We start from the raw sequence: 19645 nt of genomic DNA on the forward strand, positions 1-19645 counted from the left end.
GGATCGGTGCGATGGAGATGACGTCGAGTAAGCGCGTACGGCCGACGGAGGAGATCGTGGAGGAGCTGCGGGCGGCGCTGACCGGAGTCGGTGTGGTGCTGCCGTCCCTGCGGGTCGATCCGGTGACCGGCGCGAGCGACGAGCCGTTCGCCCTGGTGGCGCTCGGCCGCTGCAACGTGGGCACCGCGCGGCGGCTGACCGAGGTGCTGCGCGGGTGCGACGTGCGGGACGGCGGTGGCGACGCGTGAGCGAGGAGTACGCGATCGACGTGCGGGACGGCCGGCTCGGCCAGGTGATGGGGCGCGAGGGCGGCTACGTACGACTGCGGGCGCCCGGCGGCGGATGCGAGTGGGACTGTCCTCCCGAGGCCCTGGGGGAGGCGCCGCCGGGGGAGGTGCTGCGGGCGCGGGTGAGGCGGCTCAACGCGGAGGGGCGCCTGCCGTGACCGCGGGGCGGGGGAACGGCCCGCCCCGGGGCCCTTCCCGGGCCTGCCCCGCCGATTCCCCCTACAGGTTGCCCATCGGCTCGATGTCGACCTTGACGGGTGTGCCCCAGATGCGGAGCACCTCGTAGTCGGTGAACTCGTGGACGAGGCGGTAGGCCATGCCGGGGCGGGGGGTCCTGCGCTCGGCGGCGAGGTAGCGCTCGGCTTCGTGGCGGTCGCGGCGGGGGGTGCCGCACAGGTGCCACTCCTGGCCGGTCCAGACTTCCGGGAGCCAGCGCTGCTGGGGCTGGGGGCGGTCTCCCCGCACCCCGTAGCGGGACATCGCGCGGTCGGGGAGCTCGTCCGGGGCGGGCGCCCGGCCGTGCGTGTACGCGTCGTTGACCTCGGTGCGGCGGGCGGTGCGGCGGCGGGTCTCGCAGAGCAGGCAGCGGTCCGGGGCGCTCTCGTCCACCGGGCCGTTCGGATGCTCGGCGCAGCGAGTGGTCGGCGCCGCGGTCGTCACCGTCTCGTCGAGCAGGTCCAGGGCCCGCTTCAGGTCCGCCTTGACCTCGTGCAGCTTGGCGTCGGGGGTGTCGGCGTTCAGAGCGTCGCCGTGCTCCCCGAGCAGCCGCAGGGCGCGGCCTAGGGCGGTCAGCTGTGCGTGGTTCATGGAACCAGCCTCGCACGCGCCACCGACAGTCCGGCCAGGACAGGTCCTAAACGGCGGCCTGTTCCGTGGCCTGTTCCGCCCGGCGGGCCGGTGTCACGCCGCCGAGGCCGAAGAAGTAGGTGGCCGTGAATCCGACGGCGTACCCCGTGAGCAGGCCGCCCGCGTAGATCGCCGCGGTCAGGGCGAGGCCCCGGTTGCCGGACAGCAGCGGGAACAGGGCCCAGCCCGAGGGTCCGATGGCCGTCGAGCCCACCTGGTCGCCCAGCATCGAGAAGAAGCCGATGAAGGCGCCGCCCGCCGCTCCGCCCGCGCACGCCGTGAGGAAGGGGCGGCCGAGCGGGAGGGAGACGCCGTAGATCAGAGGTTCGCCGACGCCGAGGAGACCGGCCGGGAGCGCCGACCTGATCGTCGTCCGCAGCGAGGTGTCGTGGCGCAGCCGGACGTACACCGCGAGGGCGGCGCCGACCTGGCCCGCGCCCGCCATGGCGAGGACGGGCAGCAGGACGGTGTAGCCCTGCTGCTCGATGAGCGTGGTGTGGATGGGGATGAGCGCCTGGTGCAGGCCGAGCATCACCAGGGGCAGGAACAGCGCGCCCAGGACGAGCCCGGCGAAGGCGCCCGTGGTGGAGAGCAGCCAGTCCGCGGCCGTGCCGATGGCGGAGGACAGCTCACCGGCCACGTACATCAGGGCGTACAGCGTCACCAGGCCGGTCAGCAGCACGGTGACGGTCGGGGTGACCAGGACGTCCAGGGTCGGCGGGACCCGGCGGCGGCACCACTTCTCCACGTACGTCCCGAGGACGGCGGCGGCCAGGGCGCCCAGGACGCCGCCCTGGCCCGGGGCGAGGGTCACGCCGAGGACCGTCACCTTGGCGACTCCCGCGTACACGACGACCGAGGCCACCGCGCCGCCCAGGATCGGTGTGCCGCCGAACTCCTTGGCCGTGTTGTAGCCGACGAAGACGGCGATCAGCGCCATGAATCCGGAGGCGATCGCGGTCAGCGCGGGGGTGAGGCCGGTCAGCAGGCCGAGGTTGATGAGCAGGCCGTTGAGGCCCGCGATCACCCCGCAGCCGATCAGGGCGGGGATCAGCGGCACGAAGATGTCCGCGATCCGCCGCAGGAGCAGTTTGAGCGGGGTGGCGTTGCGCCGGCTCCGGTCGGCCTTCAGCTCGGCGCCGCGCAGGGCGAGCCGGTCGGCCGTGGTCGTCAGCAGCGCCTCGAACTCCGGCGTGACGCGGGCGACCGTGCCGGGGCCCAGCACGATCTGGTAGGTGCCGTCGTCCGCGACCAGGCCGAGGACGGCGGGCAGGGCCCGCAGGCCGCCCTCGTCCACCAGGCTCCGGTCCCGCAGACCCAGCCGGAGCCGGGTCATGCAGTGGGCGACGGAGAGGACGTTCGCGGGGCCGCCCACGAGGGGGAGGATCGCCGCTGCTGTGAGGGAGTCCGGTGTGCGCACTCCCCGAGCGTGCTGGTCAGCCGGCCGCCGCCGCCAGCGCGGCGCGCAGATGGCCCTCGGACTCCTCCAGAAGGCGGGCGGCCGTCGGGCCGTCCACGTCGCCGAGGATCGTCAGGATGGCGTTCTTCACCTCGCCGTCCGTGGCGGCCAGCGCGCGCTCGATCTCCTCGTCGGAGGCGCCGGTGGCGAGCGCGACGATCCGGCGGGAGCGGGCCCGCAGCTTTTCGTTCGAGGCGCGTACGTCGACCATCAGGTTCCCGTACGTCTTGCCGAGGCGGATCATCGTGATCGTCGAGAGCATGTTCAGGACGAGTTTCTGCGCCGTGCCGGACTTCAGCCGGGTGGAGCCGGTGAGCAGTTCGGGGCCCACCACGACCTCGATGCCGTGGTCGGCCGCCGCCGCGAGCGCGCTGTGCGCGTTGCAGGACAGGCCGATCGTGAGCGCGCCCTGCTTCCGGGCGTGCTCGACCGCGCCGACGGCGTACGGGGTGCGGCCCGAGGCGGAGACACCGACCACGGTGTCGTCGGCCGTCAGCGCGAGGGCGTCCAGGTCGGCCGCCGCCAGCTCCCTGGAGTCCTCGGCGCCCTCGATCGAGGTGACCATGGCGGTCGGGCCGCCCGCGATCATGCCCACGACCTGGGAGGGATCGGTGTTGAAGGTGGGCGGGCACTCGGAGGCGTCCAGGACGCCGAGGCGCCCGGCGGTGCCCGCGCCCGCGTAGACGAGGCGCCCGCCGCGGGACATGCGCTCCGCGATGTCGTCGATCGCGGCGGCGATGAGCGGGAGCTGCGCGGCGACGGCCGTCGGGACCGTCGCGTCCTCCCCGTTCATGAGCTTCGCGATCTCCAGCGTGGGCAACCGGTCGATCTCGGACAGCTCAGGGCGGAACGCCTCGGTGGTCAGCGTCTCCAACTCTGCTCGAAGATCGCCGTAGTTGGACATGGAGGTCATGACGGAGCGGCTCTTTCCGGTGAGGTGTTACCGCGCCCCGGGGGCGGGACGCGGGCGGGGGCGACGTGCGGCACCGCCCCGCGGGCGCGACCAGCCACCCGCGGACCGCGGTCTGCCCGCTGAATCAGGTCCCCCGGTCGGTCGTGTGCCGCGGCTATCGGCCGCTGCGCGGGGAGTGGCGGTGCGCCAGGGCCTCGTACGAGGCGGACAGCGCCGGTGCCGCCGTCTCGTAGGTGCGCTGGGCGACCCCCACGAACAGACAGTCCACCACCAGCAGCTGGCTGGTGCGCGACGACATGGCCGCCGGACGCAGCTCGCTCTCGCGGGCGGTCGAGGTGGTGAGGATGTGGTCGGCGTACTGCGCGACCGGTCCACTCGGTCGGCCGGTGATCGCCACCGTCGTCGCCCCGTGCTCGAAGGCGACCCGCAGGGGTTCGATGACGTCGCCGGTCGAGCCGGAGTGCGTGATGGCTATCGCCACGTCCTTGGCGCGCAGCTGCACCGCGTTGGTCACCGCGAGGTGCGGGTCGCTGTGCGCGTGGGCTATGAGCCCGATCCGCATGAGCTTCTGCAGGAGGTCCTGGGCGACCAGGCCGGACGCGCCGACGCCGTAGATGTCGATGCGGCGGGCGGTCGCTATGGCGGTGACGGCGGCGCCGAGCTGGACCATGTCGAGCGCGGCGGCGGTGTCGGCGAGGGTCTGCTGCTCGTCGTAGGCGAGCTTCGCCACGACGTCGGCGATGGGGTCGTCGACCGCGATGTCGGCGGTGACGGCGGGGGCCCGCCCCGACTGCTGCTGGGCGGCGAGCCCGGCGAGCGCGAGACGCAGGTCGCGGTATCCGGGATAGCCGAGGAGCCGGGCCGTCCGCACGACCGTGGCCTCGCTGGTGCCGGTGAGCTCGGCGAGGCCGGTGACCGTGAGGGCCGCGCAGCCGGCCGGGTCGCCGGCGACGGCCTCGGCGACCCGCTGCATGGAGCGCGTCATCGAGGGGGCGAGGGTCCGCACCTTGGCCGCGAGGGCGGCGGGGGCGGGGGGCGCCTCACCCGCGAAAATTTCCTTCACGTCATGGGTCACACATTGAAAGATATTTTCCTTTGGGGCATACGGTCAAGGGTGCGCACAATAGGGGACATGGACCCCACCGGCAGCCCCCTCAGTCCCCTGGAGCAGGCGTTGCACGCGGCGCGCGCCCGTGTGCTCGCCGACCTGATCGCGGGCCAGGTGGCCGAGGCGGACGTGGTCTCCCTCGTCGAGGACTCGGTGGTGCAGCGCCGTTGGTGGGTCGAGCAGTGGCCGGAGGGCGCCGGATTCGTCGCCGGGCTCGTCGCCCAGGACGTACAGGACGCGCTCCTGGAGCGGCACGGGCGGTGGCCGCTCTGTCCGGTGTGCGGCAGCGGCGACCCGCACGCCCTCGACGTCGAGCCCGAGTTGGGCCCCGACCCGCACTGGGTCTGCCACCAGGCGGGCGTGAAGGTCGCCTCGGTGGGTTCCCTGCACTCGGCGACCGGCGGAAACCCTCCCTCGTGACCGTCTACATCGATCCTCCCGCCTGGCCGGGGCACGGCCGTGTGTGGTCACACCTGATCAGCGATGTCTCCTACGACGAACTGCACGCGTTCGCCGAGGAGCTGGGCGCGCCCCCGCGCGCCTTCGAGCGCGACCACTACGACATTCCCTCGCACCGCTACGCCGACGCGGTCGCCGCGGGGGCGGTGGAGGTCAGCAGCCGCGAGGTCGTACGGCTGCTGCACGGGGCGGGGCTGCGCCGCCGCAAGCGCGCGGGCTGACCCCGCGCGCGGCGCTCTCACGGCGTGCTCAGCTCTCGCGGGACGCTCAGCTCTCACGGGCGTACAGCCGCAATGACCTCTCCAGGCCGTGCAGTTCGTAGGCGGCCCGCTCCTGGTCCTCGCTCACGCGAGTGAAGCCGGCGCGGGCGATCACGCGCTGGGACGGAGCGTTGTCCCGGTCGATGGCGGCGAACAGGAGCTTGACGTCGTCGCGGGCGAGGGCCCGCTCGGAGAGGGCGCGCAGGGCCTCGGTCGCGTAGCCGTGGCCGCGGGCGTTCTCCGCGAGGTCGTAGCCGACCTCGGCGCGTCCTTCCTCGTCGGGCACGCCGTGGAAGCCCATCCCGCCGACCGCCGTCCCGTCCTCGCGCCGTACGAGGACGAACATGCCCCACTCCGGCCGGTGCACCCCCTCCTCGTACGCGCTCACGATCATCCCGGCCGCGGCCCGGGTGCCTTCGAACGGGCCGCCGTCGATCCACTCGAAGCCGCCCGTGCCGCCCGCGCTCAGATCGGCGGCGGCGGCCGGGGTGACCCCCTGGAGCGTGAGCCGCTCGGTGTCGATCACCAGGTTGTTGCTCCAGTGCCACTCGGTGAGCGGGGCGCGGCCGGGCAGTTCACCGCGCCCGGTGGCCCACAGGAGCGTGCTCCACGGGGCGTCGGGCTCGGGCCGGACGTGCGGGAAGATCCGGGTGAGGACCCAGGTGCACAGCTCGGCCGGCGGCCGGTACGGCAGGCCGAGTCCCTCGGCGATGTCGTGGGTGTGCAGCAGGACCTCGGCGACCCCCATCGCGGCGAAGCCCTCGCGGTTCGCGCTGCGGAACGGGTACGGATGGAAGGCGCGCACCTCGCGCGGCGTCGTCCGGACGGCGGCGGCGAGCAGCCCGCCGGTCGCCTCGATCACGTCGACGACCCCCGCGTTGCCGGTGCCTTCGTCCAGCGCGATCTCGAACGGGACGTACGCCGTGGTGGCCCGCCCGGCCAACTGCCCCGCGTACGCGATGAGATCACTGGCGATGTGCTCGGCGGTCCGCCGGCAGCTCCACTCCAGCCGTCCCGCCCGGACACCGTTCCAGTCCCGCCCGGCCGCCGGCCGGAGCAGCGCGGCACAGTCCGCGACGGCTTCCTCCACCTGATCCCCACCCATGTCTGCCATGCGGCCGAGAATAGGACGGATCACGCCTGGGAACGTACGGGATTTTTCGCCGCGCCCGCCTTCCTCACGACCCGCGAGCCCGGCGTGCGCCGGTGCAGCCGCAGCGAGACGGCGGCCAGGCCGATGGCCGCGGCCGTCAGCACCGCGCCCGCCCAGGCGGTGGCCGTGTACCCGAGCCCCGCGTCGATGACGGCGCCGCCGAGCCAGGGACCGGCGGTGTTGCCCAGGTTGAAGGCGGCGGTGGTGGTGGCCGCGGCCAGCGTGGGGGCGGCCGCGGCGACGTTGAACATCCGGGCGTTCAGGGCCGGGGCGGTGCAGAAGCAGGCGACCCCGAGGAGGAAGGAGAGCAGGACGGCCGCGACGGCGTACCGCCCGAGGAGGGCGAACGCGACGAGGATGACGGTGTCCGCCGCCATGCCGATGATCAGCACCCCGAACAGGTGCGCGTCGGCGAACCGCCCGCCGATGGTCGTCCCGATGAGCGCGCCCACGCCGAACAGCGCCAGCACGGTCGGGACCCAGCCGTCGTCGAGGTGGGCGACATCGGTGAGCAGCGGGGCGAGATAGCTGAACGCGCAGAAGACACCGGCCGCGGCGAGCGCGATCGTGCCGATGGACAGCCAGACCTGCCGGTCACGGTAGATGAGCACTTCCCTGCCGAGCCGCGGCCGTTCGTCCGGGGGCGGAATGCGCGGGACGAGGGTCACGATGCCGACGAGCGCGACCGCGGACGCCGCTCCGACGGCCCAGAACGCGGACCGCCAGCCGAGCCCTTCGCCGAGGAAGGCACCGGCGGGCACGCCCAGCACGTTCGCGATCGACAGGCCGCCGATCATCACGGCCAGCGCCCGGGCCCGCGAGGTCACCGGCACCATCGCGATGGCCACGGCGGCTCCGACCGCCCAGAAGCCCGCGCAGGCGAATGCGCTGACCACGCGTGACGCGAAGAGCACGGCGTACCCGGGCGCGAGGGCTCCGGCCACCTGGCCGAGCCCGAAGACCGCGATCAGGGCGACGAGGGTGGTCCGCCTCGGCAGGCGCAGCGTCGCCACGGCGAGCAGCGGCGCCCCGACGACCATGCCGATCGCGAACGCCGAGATCAGCAGGCCCGCTCGCGGGATCGTCACGCCCATGTCGTCGGCGATGGGCGGCAGCAGCCCGGACAGCATGAACTCGCTGGTGCCGAGGGCGAAGACGGAGAGGGCGAGGATGTAGACGGACAGGGGCATCCGGGGCCGGTCGTCGGCGGAGGCGGTCGCGGGTATGTCCGGCTTCAGGGGGCCGGGGCTCGGGGGCATGTCTCCTTCGTACGTGCTCCGGCGCCCGCCGTCGAACGCGTTTTCCCCTGTGCCCCCCGGCCGACGCTCGGCGCCGCCCGTCATGCCTGTGCCAGAGCCGCGAGCTCGTCCCCCATGTTCCGGCGGGCCGGCCGCGCCCACTCGCGTTCCCCGTACGGCGTCCTGAACAGCCTGGGCAGGTCGAGGAGTTGGCGCAGCACGGCCGCCCGGCCCGCGCGGAAGGCGTCCTCGGGGACGAAGGCGTACTCCTCGCGGACGGCGGCGGTGTAGGCGGCGTACGCGGCCGGGGGCGACGCCAGGACCGCCAGGTCGGCGTCGCACAGGACGGCGCCGTTCGTGTCGTCGTCCGCGGGGTCGTGGGAGACGGTGAGCCGGACGAGCCGGGCGACCTCGGCCGTGCGGTCCGCGCCGACGCCCAGCTCGGTCAGGGCGCGTTCGGCGAGACGGGCGGAGCGCTCCTCGTTCTCCGAGCGGTCCGGGAGGTACACGGCGTCGTGGAACCAGGCCGCCAGGCGCACGGCGGCCGGGTCCTCGGCACGCTCTCCGTGCGCTTCCAGCACGTCGATGTGGTCGAGGACCGCGAGGAGGTGGTCGGTGGTGTGGTACCGGCGCCGGGGTTCGGCCCAGCGGTCCAGGAGGTTCGCCGCGTAGGGGAGCGGTGAGGGGCCGGACCCGTCCTCGCCGCCACGGGCGTCCCGGACGGTGTCCGCCCAGCGCTTCGTCAGGTCCTCTTGGGCCGGGTGGCGGGTGCTCTCTGCTGCCATGACGCCATTGTCCTCGCCGCGCGGCCTTCGCCTTCCTACGGTGGAGTCATGATTCCTGGAGACGCACACGATGTACGGGACCCGGAACTGCCCGGTCTGCTCCTGCGCACCGAGCGCGACGCGCTGATCCCGCTGTTGCGGGCCAGGCCGGAGGGCGACTTCGCGCGTCCGACGGCCGGGTGTCCGGCGTGGACGGTGCGGGAGCTGCTGGCGCACTGCTCGGCCGCGCTGATGCGGGTCGTCGAGAGCCGTTTCGAGCCAGGGGTGTTCAGCCCCGAGGCCAACGACCGCGACATCGCCGAGCGCGGCGACTGGCCGACGGAGCGGGTCATCGACGAGCTGGAGCGCGGGATGACCGAGGCGGGACCCGTGATCGCCCGGGCCGGCGGTGTCCTCGACGCGGTCGCGCTCGGCGAGTGGGTCCACGCCGGGGACCTGCGCGAGGCGTTCGCGGAAGCGGGCGCCTACGAGGGCGCGGGACTTCCGCACGCCCTCACGCTCCTGGTCCGCGTCAGCCGCGAACGCGACCATGTGCCGCTGCACGCGGACCTCGACGACCTGGACGACCCCCTGCGCCTGGGCGGCGTTCCGGGCGACCGGCCGCCGGCCCGCTACATCGGCGGGGCCGCGACCCTCGTACGGCTCTACTCGGGGCGGCCGGTCGCGGAGGCGACGCAGTACGAGCTGGTGGGTGCGAAGGAGGAAGAGCTGAATCTCTTCGGGTGAACGGCGGGGGTGGGGGAGGGGCCGCGGGGGGAAAACCCTCGACGGCCCCTCCGCCCGCCGTGATCTTCTCGCGCCGCCGCTCCCGCGCGCGTACTCTTGGATTGGACTAGACCTGTAGCCGCCCAAGGGAAGAGGTCCGATGAGCGAGCGGAAGAGCGCAGTCCTGGAGGTGATCGCCCTCGGCGTGGAGGACGCGGTCGCCGCTCAGGCCGGCGGTGCGGACCGGCTGGAGCTGGTCACCGACATGGCCGCCGACGGGCTGACCCCGTCGGTGGAGACCTTCGCCGGGATCCGCGCCTCCGTCGACATCGCGCTGCGCGTGATGCTGCGCCTCTCGGACGGCTTCGCGGCGGGTGGCGCGAAGGGTGTCGACGCTCTCGTACGGGTCGCGGGCGAACTGCGGGACGCGGGCGCGGACGAGTTCGTGCTCGGCTTCCTCGACGAGCACGGCGGCCCCGACCTGGCCGCCGTGGAGCGGGTCGTGGCCGAACTGGACGGCTGCCGCTGGACGTTCCACCGCGCGATCGACCGCGCCGCCGACCGTGACGCCCTGCGCAAGCAGCTCGCGGACCTGCCGGGCCTCGACGCGTATCTGACCGCCGGGTCCCCGGCGGGCGTCGACGACGGGCTCTCCACCCTCGTGACCGAGGCCGCCCGCCACGGCGAACCGGGATACGAGCCGACGATCATGGTCGGCGGCGGTCTGCGCCTCGACCATGTGCCGCGGCTGCGCGCCGCGGGCCTCGACGCCTTCCACATCGGCGGCGCCGCCCGTCCGGAAGGCTGGACGGGACCGGTCTCGGCGGAGGCGGTACGGGAGTGGCGGGCGGCCCTCGACGCGTAGGACGTGCCCGCAGGGTCCTGTCTCGCAGGGCCCTGCCGTGCGGCGCTCACCCCGCGATGCCTGCCGTGCGGCGCTCACCCCGCCACGCTCGCCCCGCCATGTCTGGCACCCGCCCCCCGGGCTCTCTGGTTCGCTCGGGCAGGGATGCTCCCGCGGCACCGCGGGATCCGTACCTCGGGTGGGCGACGGGACTTCGCGGACACGTTCCGGGCCCGGTCCCGTCCTCCCGTCGTCCGGCCGGAGGGGCCGGGCCGTCAGGTCACGGATCCATCTCCGCCAGGTAGTTGTTGTGTTGTGAGAGTCGCGCGGCGATCACCGTCCGCCCCCGTACGTGCATATTGGGGATGCCCCGATCGGCCGGGGCATGACAATCACACGGATGTGCGGGCCGGTACGAGAGGCGCCGCAGTACAGCAGCATCAGGGGGACAAGGCTCCATGCCATCCATACGCAGCCGCACGCTCGCGACCGCCGCGGCCGTGATCGCGGCGGTCATGATCACCAGCACGGCCTGTGACAGCGAGAAGGGCGACGAAGGGGCCACCGCCCGGCCCTCGGCGTCCGCCCAGGCGGACAAGGGTGTCGACACCGGTCAGGACGACGACGGCTCCACCACGGTCGGCGGCTACAAGCTGCCCGCCGGCATTCCCACCGACCTCAGCGGCGACGCCCTGGACAAGTGGAAGAACGGGGGGTGGAAGGACTACGGCGACTGGGCGTCCAAGGCGGAGGACTTCGCCAACCCGTACCTCAAGGACTTCTGGTCGCCGGAGAAGATGGCCGAGGCGAAGGCCCGGATCCCGGTCGCCCAGGCGGGCAGCACCAGTTCGGGCTCGGGCAGCGGCGCCACCTCCTACCTGCCCGACGGCACGGTGAGGAAGCAGGTCGCCGCCAAGGTCAAGGCGACCTACCACCACTACGCGCCGCCCGTCGGCAAGCTGTTCTTCTCCTCGCCCGAGGGCAACATGGTCTGCTCGGCCGCCGTCGTCACCGACCCGGCGCACCCCGGCAAGTCCAACCTCGTGTGGACCGCGGGCCACTGCGTGCACGCCGGCAAGGGCGGCGGCTGGTACCGCAACATCGCCTTCGTCCCCTCGTACAACAACGGCGGGAAGCTGAGCAACCGTCAGATCGCCGACCCGCGCGCCAAGGCCGTCTCCCCGTACGGCATCTGGTGGGCCAACTGGGCCACCACCTCCGGCCAGTGGATCAAGGGCGGATCGCACCAGGGCAACGCGGCCTCCGGATACGACTACGCCGTGCTCCACGTCAAGCCCGAGAGCGGGAGCAAGTCCCTTCAGGAGCGGCTCGGTTCGGCCCTGCCGGTATGGTTCGACGCGCCGGCCGCCAACAAGGTCAAGTCCATGAGGTCCGCGGCTACCCGGCCGAGGCGCCCTACGACGGTTCGAAGATGTACGACTGCCACGGCGCCACCAAGCGGTTCGTGCTCGCGAAGAGCGTCCCCGCCCAGTTCATGATCGGCTGCACGATGAACGGCGGTGCCTCCGGCGGCCCCTGGTTCATGAGCCACAGCGGCCGGACCTATCTGGTCTCCAACAACTCCCTGAGCGACCGCAAGACGTTCATCACCGGGCCGCGGCTCGGGAGCAACGCCAAGCAGGTCTATCTGGCGACCAGCAACAAGTTCAAGTAAGGCCCCTCGCCGAGCGGTCGGCGGCCCCCGGCGCGTACGCGGGGGCCGCCGCCGGTCAGCCCAGCTCGGCCGGGAGCGGCGCCGTGTGCGTCACGATCAGCCCGGACACCGCACGGGTGAGGGCCACGTACAGACGGCGCAGGCCGGTGCGCTCGTCCGGTTCGCCGTCCACGACGGCCCGCGGCTCGTCCAGGACCACGTAGTCGTACTCCAGGCCCTTGGCGAGCGAGGCCGGCACCAGGGTCAGCCGGGTCTCGGCCGTCGTCTCCTCGCCCGGACCGAGGTACGTCCGCCCGGCCGCCGCCAGCGCCTCGGCGAGCACCGGGATCCGGGCGTCGGCGGCGATCAGCCCGACCGACCCCTCCTGGCCCAGCAACTCCTCCACCGCACCCACGACATCGGCGTCCGCCGTGCTCGCGCGCACCTCGAAGAAGCCCGGGTTCTCCCGCACCGACGCGACCGGTGCGAGACCGGGCGCGATGTGCGGCAGCAGCCGGGACGCGTAGGTGATGACGTCCGTGGGGACGCGGAAGCCGGCGGTCAGCTCCTCCACCACGGCGTCCCCCTTGCCCAGATGGCCAAGGGCCTCCTCCCAGCTCCGGGTCGCCCACGGGGTCGTCCCCTGCGCCAGGTCCCCGAGCACGGTCGCCGAACCCGTCGTGCAGCGCCGCCCCACCGCGCGGTACTGCATCGGCGACAGGTCCTGCGCCTCGTCGAGCACCACGTGCCCCAGCGAGTGCGTGCGCTGGACCAGGTCCGTGGCCTCGTCGATCAGCACGGCGTCGGCCGCCGACCACTTGGCGGACTTCACGCTGCGCACCGGCTTCGCCCAGAGGATCTCCTTCTGCTCGGCCTCGTCGAGCAGCCCCTCCGCGTGCGCGGCGAGGAAGTCCGCGTCGGTCAGCAGCCGGAGCACGAGCTTCGCGGGGTCGACCTGCGGCCAGACCGCCTTGACGGCGGCCTTCACGGCGGTGTTGCGGGCGACGGCGTCCTGCACCCGGTCGTCGGGTGCCTCTCCCGAGCGCTCCATCTGGACCAGCACGGCATGCGCGATCCGCTGCGGAAGGGCCTGGTGCGCGGCGCCGTAGCGGATGTCGCGGTCGAGCAACTCCCGGACGATCTGCTCGAGTTCGTACGCCGGGACGCGCCAGCGCCGTGATCCCCTGACCACCACCACCGGCTCGGTCGGCAGGGTCACGTGCGAGCGGACGGCCCGGCGCAGCACCTGGGCCATCCGGGCGTCGCCCTTGATCACGGCCGCGGTCGCGTCGTCGCCGCCCCGCACCTCGACATGCGCGACGAGATCGTCGACGGTCGCCTGCTTGACCTCCAACTCGCCGAGGGCGGGCAGGACTTGCTCGATGTAGTGCAGGAAGGACTTGTTCGGCCCGATGACCAGGGTGCCGGTGCGGGCGAGCCGCTCGCGGTGCGTGTACAGCAGATACGCGACCCGGTGCAGGCCGACGGCGGTCTTCCCGGTGCCGGGACCTCCCTGCACACAGACCGAGCCGGACAGCCCGGACCGGACGATCTCGTCCTGTTCCGGCTGGATGGTCGCCACGATGTCGCGCATCGGGCCGACGCGCGGGCGCTCGATCTCCTGCTGGAGCAGCTTGCTGGTGGCCGCGGCCTCGGCCGGGTCGGAGAGGTGCTCGTCCTCGTAGGCCGTGAGGTCGCCGCCGGTGTAGCCGAAGCGGCGGCGCAGCCCGACATCCATCGGGTCCTTCTTCGAGGCCCGGTAGAACGGCTGCGACACCGGCGCGCGCCAGTCGATCACCATCGGGTCGCCGCCGGCATCGTGCACATGCCGCCGCCCGATGTAGAACCGCTCGCCCTCCGCGCCCTCCGCCAGGTCGACGCCCGGCGCGTGCAGATAGTCGAGGCGTCCGAAGAAGAGCGGGGTGTGGCTGAGGTCGGCGAGGGCCTTGATGCGCTCGCCGATCTGCCGGTGCAGCACCTCGGCGTTCACCCAGTTCGCGGTGACATCGCGGATGTCGAGGTTCTCCGCGTCCTCGCGCATCGCGCGGAGCGCCGAACGGGAGTGGGCGAGGTGGGCGCGCTCGCGGGACAGGGGGTCGTCTGACGCGGAAGGGGGGCCGGACGGATCGTCGGACAGGGTGGACACGGGGAATTGCCTCCGGGGGCCTGCTGCGGGAGTGATTCAGGCGGTGAATCTCTGCGGAACCGGTGCGGAATCCGTGCGGAATCCGTGCGGAGTCCGCGGGAAATTCCAGGTGCCGTCCGGTTTCCGGCCGGGCGGCGGCACTCCGTGAAGGGAGGCGGGCAAGACGGAAGATTCTAGGTGAGGGACGGATGCCGGTGCCAATGGGTTTTCCGGTGCGGTTCCGCACAGCGCGGGCATGAGCCGCCGTCTCAGTGCCGTCTCAGGGTCGGGCTCCGGGGCCCGTAGGGGGTGGTGTCCGTCGTGAGGTGGAGGGCGGGCGGGCCTGGAGGTGGACTCGCGGGTTGCCGAGGTTCGGTCGGAAGACCGACGCCGTTCGGGGACGGGGGGCCGCACCATGGAGGTATGAGTGCAGCCACTTTCACCCCAGGCCCTGCCCGTCCCGGCGCCGCCGCCCGCGGGGCGACGGCCGTCACCTCCGTCCACCACCGCCACCGCCTCGGCGACGCCCTGCGCGCCGTGAAGGTCTTCGCGACGGCCGCGTTCGACGTCGTCGTGCTCGGCGAATACGGCGAGGAAGCAGGCGTACGCCGCCACTGACGTGTACGCCCGCTTCCCACCCCGCTGAACCGCACCCCCGCCTCACCCGCCGGGCCGCACCCCCGCCCGCCTCACGCGCCGGGCTGTACGCCCGCCTCACGCGCCGGGCTGTACGTCCGCCTCACGCGCCGGGCTGTACGTCCGCCTCACGCGCCGGGCTGTATGCCCGCCTCACGCGCTGGGGCTGAACGCCCGCCTCACACGGTGGGCTGTACCCCCGCCCGCCTCACGCGGTGAGCTGCACCCCCGCCCGCCTCACGCGGTGAGCTGCACCCCCGCCTCACGCGCGCCGGCCGCACCCCCTGCCGCACTCGGTGGGCTGCACCCCCGCCTCACGCGGTGGGCTGCACCCCCGGCTCACGCGGTGGGCTGCACCCCCGGCTCACGCGGTGGGCTGCACCCCCGGCTCACGCGGTGGGCTGCACCCCCGCCTCACGCGCCGGGCTGCACCCCGCCCGCCTCACGCGGTGAGCTGCACCCCCGCCTCACGCGCGCCGGCCGCACCCCCTGCCGCACTCGGTGGGCTGCACCCCCGGATCACGCGGTGGGTTGTGCACCTGGCTTACGCGGTGATCTGTACGCCGGGCTCACGTGGTGGGCCGCACCCCGCCTCATGCGGTGGGTTGTACGCCCGGCTCACGCGCCGAGCTGTACGCCCGCCGGGCTGTAGGCCCGTTCTGGTCCGTTGGGCCGTTCGCCCCGTCGGCCGGTCCCCGTGCCTCGCGCGACGCCCTGTGCGCCCCGCGCGGCACCCTCACCGGGGAAGTTCACTCGCTGTCGCTCAGCAGTTCGTCCGCGTCCATGATCCGGTAGGCGTAGCCCTGTTCCGCCAGGAAGCGCTGGCGGTGGGCGGCGAAGTCCTGGTCGATGGTGTCGCGGGCGACCACCGAGTAGAAGTGGGCCTGGTGGCCGTCGGCCTTCGGGCGCAGGACGCGGCCCAGCCGCTGGGCCTCCTCCTGGCGCGAGCCGAAGGTGCCCGAGACCTGGATGGCCACCGTGGCCTCCGGCAGGTCGATGGAGAAGTTGGCGACCTTGGACACGACGAGCACGCTGATCTCGCCCTCCCGGAAGGCGCCGAACAGCTTCTCCCGCTGGGCATTGCTGGTCTCGCCCTTGATGACGGGCGCGTTCAGATGCTCGCCCAGCTCGTCGAGCTGGTCGATGTACTGGCCGATCACCAGGATCTGCTGACCCGCGAACTTCCGGACCAGCGCCTCGGTCACCTTCCGCTTGGTCGCGGTCGTGGCGCAGAAGCGGTACTTCTCCTCGGTCTCGGCGGTGGCGTACGCGAGCCGCTCGGAGTCCGTGAGGTTCACCCGCACCTCGACACAGTCGGCGGGCGCGATGTAACCCTGCGCCTCGATCTCCTTCCAGGGCGCGTCGAACCGCTTGGGCCCGATGAGCGAGAAGACGTCCGACTCACGCCCGTCCTCGCGCACGAGCGTGGCGGTCAGCCCCAGCCGGCGCCGGGCCTGGAGGTCGGCGGTGAACTTGAAGACGGGAGCGGGCAGCAGATGGACCTCGTCGTAGAGGATGAGGCCCCAGTCGCGGGAGTCGAAGAGCTCGAGGTGCGGGTAGACGCCCTTCCGCCGGGTCGTCAGCACCTGGTAGGTGGCGATGGTGACCGGGCGGATCTCCTTGCGCGTCCCGCTGTACTCACCGATCTCGTCCTCGGTCAGCGAGGTCCGCTTCACCAGCTCGTGCTTCCACTGCCGGGCGGAGACGGTGTTGGTGACGAGGATGAGGGTGGTCGCCTTGGCCTGCGCCATGGCACCGGCCCCGACGAGTGTCTTGCCCGCGCCGCAGGGGAGCACGACCACACCGGACCCGCCGTGCCAGAAGTTCTCCACGGCCTGCTTCTGGTAGGGCCGCAGCGCCCAGCCGTCCTCCACGAGGTCGATGGCGTGCGCCTCGCCGTCGACGTAACCGGCGAGGTCCTCGGCCGGCCAGCCGAGCTTCAGCAGGGTCTGCTTGATCTGGCCGCGCTCGGAGGGGTGCACGGCCACGGTGTCGGGGTCGATCCGGTTGCCGACGAGCGGCGCGACGCGCTTGGAGCGCAGCACCTCCTCGAGGACGGGCCGGTCGGTGGTGGTGAGGACGAGTCCGTGGGCCGGGTGCTTGCTCAGGGTGAGGCGTCCGTAGCGGTCCATCGTCTCGGCGATGTCCACGAGCAGCGCGTGCGGGACCGGATAGCGGCTGAACTCGACGAGCGCGTCCACGACCTGTTCGGCGTCGTGCCCGGCGGCGCGCGCGTTCCACAGGCCGAGCGGCGTGATCCGGTAGGTGTGGATGTGCTCGGGCGCCCGCTCCAGCTCGGCGAAGGGGGCGATGACGCGACGGCAGGCGTCGGCCCGCTCGTGATCGACTTCGAGCAGGAGCGTCTTGTCGGACTGGACGATGAGGGGTCCGTTCACACCCGATCCCTTTCTGCGTGGCGGCATCCGGCGCGGATGCTCGGCCAAACCTCCAGTGTGCCCTACCGGCGGGTGATCACGGCTGGTCGTCCGCCAGCTCCGCGACCCCCGTGACCCGGTGCAGCGGATAGGTCCGGACCTCGTCCGCCGTGTGGTCGTACGCCGTGACGAAGCCGCCCTCGACCCGGATGGGGGCGATGACGCGCTGGCTGGCGGCGCCCTCGGCGTTGACGTAGCCGATCCACACCGCCTCACCGGTCATGACGGCGGCCTGCATGGTGGCCAGGGTCTCGGCGGAGCTGGTGCGGGGCAGCTCGCCGTTGCCGGGGCGGTCGCCCGCCGGGTCCGCCTTGCGCGGGGTGGTCGAGGCGAGGTCACCGGCCCGGATGGCGCGGATCGCGGCGCCGAGAAGGGTGGCGTCCGGGACCGGCGGGCCCTCCGGGACGGGCTCCGGGGCGGTGCGGGGCGGGGTGCGGTGGGCGTGCGCCCGGGTGATCAGGACGTCGCCCTCCGCGGACTCGGCGGCGGGTGCGAAGCCCATCGACCGGAGGCCCGCGAGCAGGGCCGCCGGGTCGGCCTGCGCGGCCAGCACCGTGGGCGCGAGCCGCCGGAGCCCGAGCCCCTGCGAGCGCTTGTCGGCGAGGATCTCGCTGAGAACCGCGTCGTCGTCGCAGCGGACGTACGCCGACGCCGCCCCGATCCGCAGATGGCCGTGCCGGCGCGCCACGTCGTCGATCAGATAGGTGAGCGGCTGCGGGATCGGCGTACGGGAGTGGGCGGTGAGGAAGGCGTGCAGGTCGGACGCCGAACGGCCCGCGTCGAGCGCCCGGCGCACCGAGCCCGGGGTGAAGCGGTAGACGGTCGCCCCGCCCTTGGACTCGACGTCCGCGAGCACACCGAGGGTGTCGGCCAGGGGGCGCTCCAGGGGGCCGGGCGCGACCGCCGTCAGGTCCGCCTGGAGCAGGACGTGGTCGAGCGGTTCGGGCAGCAGCGGGGCGAGGAGCCGGGCGGCCCGGGCCGCGGCGGCGGCCCGCTCGGCGGGGGAGTGCGGCGCCGGGGCGGTCACCGGGTGGTGCCGCTTGTGGGCGGGGAGCTTGTCGCCGGGACCCGACGGCTCCGCCTCCTTGGCGCCCGTCGCCTCCGGCAGACCCAGCAGGGCCCGGCCCTGCGCGGACAGCGCGCCCCGGCCGGTGACCCCGAGCAGCTCCGCCTCGGACAGCGTCCACCGGGCGAGCCGGGCGCGCAGGTCCTCCGGAGAGGGCCGGGCACCGCGCTGCGGGCGTTCCCAGTACAGCCGGGCCAGGACGGAGTCCGCGGCGGGCGTGGCGCCCTCGGGGAGCGCGGCGAGGAGGGTGAGGACGCGGTGGCGGACCTCGGGCGCCGCGGAGCGGTCGAGTCCGGGGCCGAGCGCCGAGAGCGTGCGGTCCTTCGTGTCCCGTCCGCCGACCAGCCCCGCCGTGCGGGTCGCCGCGAGCCACGCCGAGGCGAGCCGGGTCCAGCGTTCGGCGGCGGGCAGCTCCAGCCACTCGTCGTAGGCCGGCGTCGCCGCGTACCGCTCCTCCGCCTCGCCGTCCGACGCGACCAGGCCCGCCGCGTGGGCGAGTTCCACCCAGAACGCGGCGACGGGCTCGGCGACGTCGAGCGCCACCGCCGTCCGCTTCAGGTCGCGCACACTGAGCCCGCCCGCGCGCAGCACCGCCGGACCGCCCTCGTGCCAGTCCTTCAGCAGTTCCTCGACGGTCGCCAGCGTCGTGTACGCCTGGCCGGCCGCGGCGGCGTCCACAACCTGTGGACGGTGTGTCGTCGCGGCCTCGACCGCGGGCGCCACCGGCTCCGTCACCCGGTGCGCGCGGCCCGCGCGCAGATGCAGGGCGACCTCCCGGGGCAGCACGACCGTGCCGGGCCCCGTCGGCAGCAGCAGCCCCCGGCCGATCAGCCAGCGCAGATGCGCCGCCGGTTCGGCCGTCACCTGCCCGTACGGCGGCCCCCACACCAGCCGTGAGAGCACCTCCACCGCCTCGGCGGGCGCTTCGTCCAGCAGCGCCGACATCCGGGGCCGGTCGCTGAACAGGGCACTCAGCGACGCCACCGCCGACACGGAGTCATGGGTGCTCGGCAGCCCGGCCGCGGCCACGATCTCCTGGATGCGCCCCGGCGACATGCCCGCCGTGGACTCACCGACCGTCGGCCCGAGCCCCGTCGGGGACGGGTGCTGCGGCGACGGCGCGAGCAGCTCGCGTGCCGTCCGCACGAGCCGGAGGCGGTCGTCGCCGCCCCAGACGAGGGCCTGCTCGCGGAGCGTCCCGAGAACGTGCGGGTAGGCCGCCGTGACCGTGGGGTCGCCGTCGTCGCCCGCGAGCAGCCCGAGCAGTTCGTCGTACGTCGCCGGTTCCGGCGCCACCGCCAGCGCCTCCGCCGTCTGGAGCGCGAAACGGTCCAGGCGCTCCAGGGCGCGGACGACCGACGCACGGGTGCCCGCCCGGGTGGCCAGCTGGGTGAGATCCGTGGGGACGGGCGTGATCAGGTCCGGACGGGACCGCAGGAGGGCGGACAGCGAGGCGTCGTCCCGCGCGCGGAGGGCTTCCGCCAGGGACCGCGGAGCGGTCGTCTCGGGGCTCATCCTGTCAACGGTAGCGGGTGGCGGGCCCCCGGGGCCCGGCCCCCGGCCCGTGGATCGTCCACCGGCCGCGCGGTTCCGGCGGAGAGCGGAACGTCGTACGGCTGCCCGAGCCCTCGGCGGGGCGCTCCCGCGCACGGAAAAACCGGTACCTTCGTCA

At 73.6% G+C, this 19645-nt stretch carries 17 protein-coding genes and 1 pseudogene; 8 read left to right on the forward strand and 10 right to left on the reverse strand.

Going from position 1 to position 19645, the window contains the following annotated elements:
- Positions 1 to 17 precede the first annotated feature (17 nt).
- Positions 18 to 248: a hypothetical protein gene (locus tag OOK38_RS15460; protein ID WP_266848518.1), complete on the forward strand. Its 231-nt coding sequence runs from the start codon at positions 18 to 20 to the stop codon at positions 246 to 248.
- A complete protein-coding gene (locus OOK38_RS15465) occupies positions 245 to 445 on the forward strand; it encodes a hypothetical protein (protein ID WP_266766037.1) in 201 nt (66 codons plus the stop codon). The genes OOK38_RS15460 and OOK38_RS15465 overlap by 4 nt, the downstream gene beginning before the upstream one ends.
- 61 nt (positions 446 to 506) lie before the next feature.
- Here the strand turns inward: OOK38_RS15465 and OOK38_RS15470 are convergent, their stop codons facing one another.
- The 4 genes from OOK38_RS15470 to OOK38_RS15485 all read right to left on the reverse strand — a co-directional run bounded on the left by OOK38_RS15470 (position 507) and on the right by OOK38_RS15485 (position 4580).
- Positions 507 to 1094 carry a hypothetical protein gene (locus tag OOK38_RS15470; protein ID WP_266759998.1) on the reverse strand — a complete coding sequence of 196 codons (588 nt, stop codon included), beginning with the start codon at positions 1092 to 1094 and terminating at the stop codon, positions 507 to 509.
- A gap of 46 nt (positions 1095 to 1140) precedes the next feature.
- Complete coding sequence (locus OOK38_RS15475) at positions 1141 to 2553, reverse strand: PTS transporter subunit EIIC (RefSeq protein WP_266759996.1); 1413 nt, start codon at positions 2551 to 2553, stop codon at positions 1141 to 1143.
- Between the two features lie 16 nt (positions 2554 to 2569).
- Positions 2570 to 3505, reverse strand: coding sequence for an N-acetylmuramic acid 6-phosphate etherase (murQ, locus tag OOK38_RS15480; protein WP_266759994.1), 936 nt, complete (start codon positions 3503 to 3505; stop codon positions 2570 to 2572).
- 154 nt (positions 3506 to 3659) lie between these two features.
- Positions 3660 to 4580: a MurR/RpiR family transcriptional regulator gene (locus tag OOK38_RS15485; protein ID WP_266759992.1), complete on the reverse strand. Its 921-nt coding sequence runs from the start codon at positions 4578 to 4580 to the stop codon at positions 3660 to 3662.
- A 57-nt stretch (positions 4581 to 4637) separates the two neighbouring features.
- Between OOK38_RS15485 and OOK38_RS15490 the strand changes: the two genes are divergently transcribed.
- The gene (locus OOK38_RS15490; protein WP_266759990.1) at positions 4638 to 5033 is read left to right on the forward strand and encodes a hypothetical protein; all 396 of its coding nucleotides are present in this window, start codon (positions 4638 to 4640) and stop codon (positions 5031 to 5033) included.
- Positions 5030 to 5293, forward strand: a complete 264-nt coding sequence (locus OOK38_RS15495; protein WP_266759988.1) for a DUF4031 domain-containing protein — start codon at positions 5030 to 5032, stop codon at positions 5291 to 5293. The genes OOK38_RS15490 and OOK38_RS15495 overlap by 4 nt, the downstream gene beginning before the upstream one ends.
- Before the next feature lie 46 nt (positions 5294 to 5339).
- On the opposite strand, the gene OOK38_RS15500 is transcribed toward OOK38_RS15495, so the two are convergent.
- The 3 genes from OOK38_RS15500 to OOK38_RS15510 all read right to left on the reverse strand — a co-directional run bounded on the left by OOK38_RS15500 (position 5340) and on the right by OOK38_RS15510 (position 8508).
- Positions 5340 to 6446: a GNAT family N-acetyltransferase gene (locus tag OOK38_RS15500; RefSeq protein WP_266759986.1), complete on the reverse strand. Its 1107-nt coding sequence runs from the start codon at positions 6444 to 6446 to the stop codon at positions 5340 to 5342.
- Between the two features lie 20 nt (positions 6447 to 6466).
- Positions 6467 to 7675 (reverse strand): Cmx/CmrA family chloramphenicol efflux MFS transporter, encoded by a 1209-nt coding sequence (locus OOK38_RS15505; protein ID WP_266765742.1) that lies wholly within the window; start codon positions 7673 to 7675, stop codon positions 6467 to 6469.
- Between the two features lie 149 nt (positions 7676 to 7824).
- Positions 7825 to 8508 carry a hypothetical protein gene (locus OOK38_RS15510; RefSeq protein ID WP_266759984.1) on the reverse strand — a complete coding sequence of 228 codons (684 nt, stop codon included), beginning with the start codon at positions 8506 to 8508 and terminating at the stop codon, positions 7825 to 7827.
- Between the two features lie 48 nt (positions 8509 to 8556).
- On the opposite strand from OOK38_RS15510, the gene OOK38_RS15515 reads away from it, so the two are divergent.
- From OOK38_RS15515 to OOK38_RS15525, 3 genes and pseudogenes are all read left to right on the forward strand, one after another.
- Positions 8557 to 9234, forward strand: coding sequence for a maleylpyruvate isomerase family mycothiol-dependent enzyme (locus tag OOK38_RS15515; protein ID WP_266759982.1), 678 nt, complete (start codon positions 8557 to 8559; stop codon positions 9232 to 9234).
- A 139-nt stretch (positions 9235 to 9373) separates the two neighbouring features.
- Positions 9374 to 10078, forward strand: a complete 705-nt coding sequence (locus OOK38_RS15520; RefSeq protein ID WP_266759980.1) for a copper homeostasis protein CutC — start codon at positions 9374 to 9376, stop codon at positions 10076 to 10078.
- A gap of 437 nt (positions 10079 to 10515) precedes the next feature.
- Positions 10516 to 11732 (forward strand): annotated as a pseudogene (locus tag OOK38_RS15525) (serine protease).
- A gap of 55 nt (positions 11733 to 11787) precedes the next feature.
- On the opposite strand, the gene OOK38_RS15530 reads toward OOK38_RS15525, so the two are convergent.
- Positions 11788 to 13857, reverse strand: coding sequence for an ATP-binding domain-containing protein (locus OOK38_RS15530; RefSeq protein ID WP_266759976.1), 2070 nt, complete (start codon positions 13855 to 13857; stop codon positions 11788 to 11790).
- A 402-nt stretch (positions 13858 to 14259) separates the two neighbouring features.
- Here OOK38_RS15530 and OOK38_RS15535 point away from each other — a divergent pair, with 402 nt between their 5' ends.
- Positions 14260 to 14454, forward strand: coding sequence for a hypothetical protein (locus OOK38_RS15535; protein WP_266759975.1), 195 nt, complete (start codon positions 14260 to 14262; stop codon positions 14452 to 14454).
- Positions 14455 to 15221: 767 nt separating this feature from the next.
- Here the strand turns inward: OOK38_RS15535 and OOK38_RS15540 are convergent.
- Entirely contained in the window at positions 15222 to 16868 is a 1647-nt protein-coding gene (locus OOK38_RS15540) for a DNA repair helicase XPB (protein ID WP_266759973.1), read from the reverse strand.
- Positions 16869 to 16944: 76 nt separating this feature from the next.
- On the reverse strand, positions 16945 to 19488 hold the full coding sequence (locus tag OOK38_RS15545; RefSeq protein ID WP_266759971.1) for a helicase C-terminal domain-containing protein: 2544 nt from the start codon (positions 19486 to 19488) through the stop codon (positions 16945 to 16947).
- Positions 19489 to 19645: the final 157 nt, after the last annotated feature.

It is taken from the genome of Streptomyces sp. NBC_00568 (assembly GCF_026341855.1).
Taxonomy (GTDB): Bacteria; Actinomycetota; Actinomycetes; order Streptomycetales; family Streptomycetaceae; genus Streptomyces.

Excerpts from the sequence above, each read along its gene's own strand:
- OOK38_RS15515 (WP_266759982.1), top strand. The coding sequence starts at position 8,557 with ATGATTCCTGGAGACGCACACGATGTACGGGACCCGGAACTGCCCGGT.
- OOK38_RS15505 (WP_266765742.1), bottom strand. The coding sequence starts at position 7,675 with ATGCCCCTGTCCGTCTACATCCTCGCCCTCTCCGTCTTCGCCCTCGGC.
- OOK38_RS15545 (WP_266759971.1), bottom strand. The coding sequence starts at position 19,488 with ATGAGCCCCGAGACGACCGCTCCGCGGTCCCTGGCGGAAGCCCTCCGC.
- OOK38_RS15490 (WP_266759990.1), top strand. The coding sequence starts at position 4,638 with ATGGACCCCACCGGCAGCCCCCTCAGTCCCCTGGAGCAGGCGTTGCAC.
- OOK38_RS15520 (WP_266759980.1), top strand. The coding sequence starts at position 9,374 with ATGAGCGAGCGGAAGAGCGCAGTCCTGGAGGTGATCGCCCTCGGCGTG.
- OOK38_RS15460 (WP_266848518.1), top strand. The coding sequence starts at position 18 with ATGACGTCGAGTAAGCGCGTACGGCCGACGGAGGAGATCGTGGAGGAG.
- OOK38_RS15470 (WP_266759998.1), bottom strand. The coding sequence starts at position 1,094 with ATGAACCACGCACAGCTGACCGCCCTAGGCCGCGCCCTGCGGCTGCTC.
- OOK38_RS15510 (WP_266759984.1), bottom strand. The coding sequence starts at position 8,508 with ATGGCAGCAGAGAGCACCCGCCACCCGGCCCAAGAGGACCTGACGAAG.
- murQ (WP_266759994.1), bottom strand. The coding sequence starts at position 3,505 with ATGACCTCCATGTCCAACTACGGCGATCTTCGAGCAGAGTTGGAGACG.
- OOK38_RS15535 (WP_266759975.1), top strand. The coding sequence starts at position 14,260 with ATGAGTGCAGCCACTTTCACCCCAGGCCCTGCCCGTCCCGGCGCCGCC.
- OOK38_RS15500 (WP_266759986.1), bottom strand. The coding sequence starts at position 6,446 with ATGGCAGACATGGGTGGGGATCAGGTGGAGGAAGCCGTCGCGGACTGT.